Source organism: Allobosea sp. 10N428 (genome assembly GCF_056394545.1).
This window is the reverse complement of sequence record NZ_JBFTIC010000029.1, coordinates 1-3,098: the sequence shown is the minus strand read 5'-3', so window position 1 is coordinate 3,098 and position 3,098 is coordinate 1. Positions and strand designations below refer to the sequence as shown.

The window sequence follows — 3,098 nt, the reverse complement described above, 5'->3', positions numbered from 1 at the left end:
TCAAATCCCTGCTGCGGGCCAAGACCGAACGCACCATCCCCGCCCTCTGGGGAGCTGTTGGAGCAATCGTCGACCTCTTCTCGCCGAACGAATGCGCAAACTACTTCAGAGCGGCGGGATATGACCCGGATTAAGCCGGAAACGCTCTAACCTGGCCCGTCAAGCCCGACACCGCATCACAATAGTACCGTCAGATCACAATTTTTCATTCGGCGGATTCTGACCAGAAACGCAGAGAAGCGACATCGGCATCGTCCGTCGGCTGCGTCTCCACTTAAGTTGGCCCGGTCTCCGAAAGGGGGCCGGGCCATTTTGCTATGCAGAGATCACTCGATGATCTGAACGATCTTGCGGGAGCTCGGCTCAACCAGAACCGTCTTATCGTTGACCACAGCGAAGCGGTACTGCGTGACGCCAACATCAGAAGGCAACGTGTGCAAGGTCACCGATGACGGTAGGGCGGCGCCGACAGCAACCGACTCGGTCACTTTCACGGAAGCGGGGTGTTCCTTCATGATATAGGTCCGGACCTTGCTTTGCTGATCCGTGGTGATGGTGGTGGTTGTAGTCGATGTCTGCGCGATTGCCGCGGAGCAGGTCAGTGCTGCAACCAGTGAGATCAGGACTGGATAGCGCATCGAGATTCTCCTCTTTCAGATCCCCCGCCGGTTTCGCAAACACCGATGGAGCGCGCTTGTTCCATGATTGGCTGCCGGCCTCGCACAGGGGGCGTACTGCGGCATGGCGCCGAGCTCGAGTACCCCTCCCGCAAGATGTCACCGCGGATGGTGCGCGGAGGTCGGGCATGTCAAATGACGTTGAGATCGTTGCAACCCTTCCTAAATTTGCCTTCGCAGGTGTCCTTTTTGGAGGGAGGGAGACATGCCTTTTTCGTCGCTGAGTGACCCCACTGATCTCGCTCGGGCTGACGCGGCGCTGGAGGCTGCGTGGGGCGAAATCAAATCGAGTATTCCCCCTGCGTTTGAAGAGCGAGAACGCAGTAGGCTGGCTTACATCGTGTCTGCGCTGGTGGCCGTCGCCGGAGATGAACAGGACCTGACGAGCCGGGCCGTCGAGCGCTACCGACGATCTGCTGCAGCATGAGCTCGGCTTCGCTGGCTTCGGCTGCCGGGGCCTTTTTCATGATGCGGAGGTCATTCGAGGCGAACGGCCCTTGATCTAAATTTATTGACAGGTGCAGCGGAACCAGACTGTCGAGTGATCGTTCCCGGTAAATCCACTTGAGCGGTCAGTGGAGATGGTTCCCCTGCCAAAGAGCCATCGAAGGGAGTCGGCCCCCAGCCGCCGGCTCCCTTTTTCTTATAGCGGATCGGGTGGCGGAGACACCCGCCCGATGACAGCAAGGTAGCGGTCGCTGGAATGCGCGACTGCAACGACGAGATCTGTGCCGTCGTCGCAGACCACACGGAGTCTGTAGAACAGAGCGGCCGGATCGGCATCGGAGAGATCGCAGAAAAGGTACCCGGCGCGGGTGTCGTCGGAGTTGCTGCCAAATTGGTAGGTGAGCGGGAGCGTCCGGCCGTCCCGCAGGACAAGCAGGCCTTTCCCGGTATACATCGCCGGCCCCCGCCAACTGCCTTAGCAGTACGCGCCCGAGTCCGGGCTAGAGCAAGCGACGTTTAGCGTCCCAATGGCTCGGCATCTTCTGCGTCACCTTTAGGAATCTTGCGCTCAAGGTCCTGTTCTTCCCCTGCCGCGTTCGTAGCCGATGAACTCCTCATCGGTGGCCCCAGCCTCTCTCGGATTGCGGCGGTGATTGTTTGAGCGTCTCGATCACCGGAGCCGCGTCGGTTCTCCCCCAGCCGGCGCGTTCCTTTGTTTGAGGGCAAGCGAACATCGCGATGAACCCGAAAACGCGGCAAGCGCTGCGCGGCCTCTTCGCCGACGCTAATGAGGTTACTTGCCAGGCCCTCATGGTCCTCGCGCCGGAAGCCCAGGCGAACAGCCAAGACGCCAAATCCGTGGCCGGTGCCTCCGCCGATTGCAGCTGCTCGACGCAGAGATCATCCGCGTGTTGGTAGCGCTCCCCCCGAATGCGTGGCGCCGAGCTGCCGTCTTTCCCCTCCCAGGGCGTGTGTGGCTCGGGCGTCGATCATCTCCCAGCTGCCGGCAACGCGGCGACAATTTCCTGCTCAAGCTCCAGGATGATAGTCTTCCGCAATGGCAACTGCGGCGGTCCCTGGCTGATGAGACCAAAAAAAATCGGCCGCCGGCAGCAAGCCTGAGTTGGATCTTCCCGTGAGGCCAGCGGGGCATCAATCGTGCCAGGCCTGCTTTTTGCTCTGGCGTCATGGCGCCTGCCGAAATCCCCCGTACAGGCTAACTACGCGTTGGGGTTCGCGATATTGTCCCTGGTGTTAGGCTGCTGTTCTCACCACGATTACTTGTTGCCACTGAGCGATGCGGTTCTATCGTAGGAAAGAAGCAGGTTTCGTATTTGCGTTCGCACAGGGGGTCACCGTGCAAGCGTCGAATTGCTTTGGTACTTTGACCGAACCAGCGGGGGAAGCGGTAAGGTCAGAGCTCGCGCGGATCGTGGGAAGTGCAGATTTCAATGTTCCTGCGCGTGTAAAACACTTTCTACAGTACATTGTCGAAGAAAAGCTTTCGGGGCAAGAAAAGCGATTAAAGGCCTTCACGATTGCGAATGAGGTATTTGGTCGGGGAGCGGATTTTGACGCCATGAACGATCCGGTGGTGCGGATCGAGGCCGGTCGCCTGCGGCGCGCGCTGGAAAGATATTACCTTCTCGATGGAAAATGCGATCCGGTGGTTATTCAGGTGGCAAAGGGGAGCTATGTTCCCGCGTTCCGCTGGCGTGTTATCGATACGCCGGTGCTGGACGAAGCCGGGCCGTGGGAGACACCCCGCCAAAGCCGATCATCACGTACGGAATTGATGACCCGCCCCGGCGTACTGGCCTGCGGCCTTTTGTGTGCAATAGCTCTGAACTTGGTCGTCGTCGTCTTGGCTACGCGAGAGCAACTCCCGCCACAATTCCCGTTGTCCGATCAGGCGCTTGAGACGCTTGAGCCACAGGTGACCGTCAGGCCGTTCGTCAGTTTGTCATCCGCACC

General features: G+C 59.6%; 2 protein-coding genes and 2 pseudogenes. 3 read left to right on the top strand and 1 reads right to left on the bottom strand.

Features of this window, described 5'->3' with window-relative positions:
• Positions 1–134, top strand: a pseudogene (locus tag AC1DDA_RS27320) (IS630 family transposase); the annotation flags it as partial.
• Positions 135–326: 192 nt separating this feature from the next.
• Here the strand turns inward: AC1DDA_RS27320 and AC1DDA_RS27315 are convergent.
• Positions 327–638 (bottom strand): DUF1236 domain-containing protein, encoded by a 312-nt coding sequence (locus tag AC1DDA_RS27315; RefSeq protein ID WP_441514550.1) that lies wholly within the window; start codon positions 636–638, stop codon positions 327–329.
• 244 nt (positions 639–882) lie between these two features.
• Here AC1DDA_RS27315 and AC1DDA_RS27310 point away from each other — a divergent pair, with 244 nt between their 5' ends.
• Together AC1DDA_RS27310 and AC1DDA_RS27305 are read left to right on the top strand one after the other, a co-directional pair.
• Positions 883–1,104 carry a hypothetical protein gene (locus AC1DDA_RS27310; RefSeq protein WP_441514551.1) on the top strand — a complete coding sequence of 74 codons (222 nt, stop codon included), beginning with the start codon at positions 883–885 and terminating at the stop codon, positions 1,102–1,104.
• Positions 1,105–2,421: 1,317 nt separating this feature from the next.
• Positions 2,422–3,098 (top strand): annotated as a pseudogene (locus AC1DDA_RS27305) (hypothetical protein); the annotation flags it as partial.

Coding starts and splice junctions, on each gene's coding strand:
- AC1DDA_RS27315 (WP_441514550.1), bottom strand. CDS start 638: ATGCGCTATCCAGTCCTGATCTCACTGGTTGCAGCACTGACCTGCTCC.
- AC1DDA_RS27310 (WP_441514551.1), top strand. CDS start 883: ATGCCTTTTTCGTCGCTGAGTGACCCCACTGATCTCGCTCGGGCTGAC.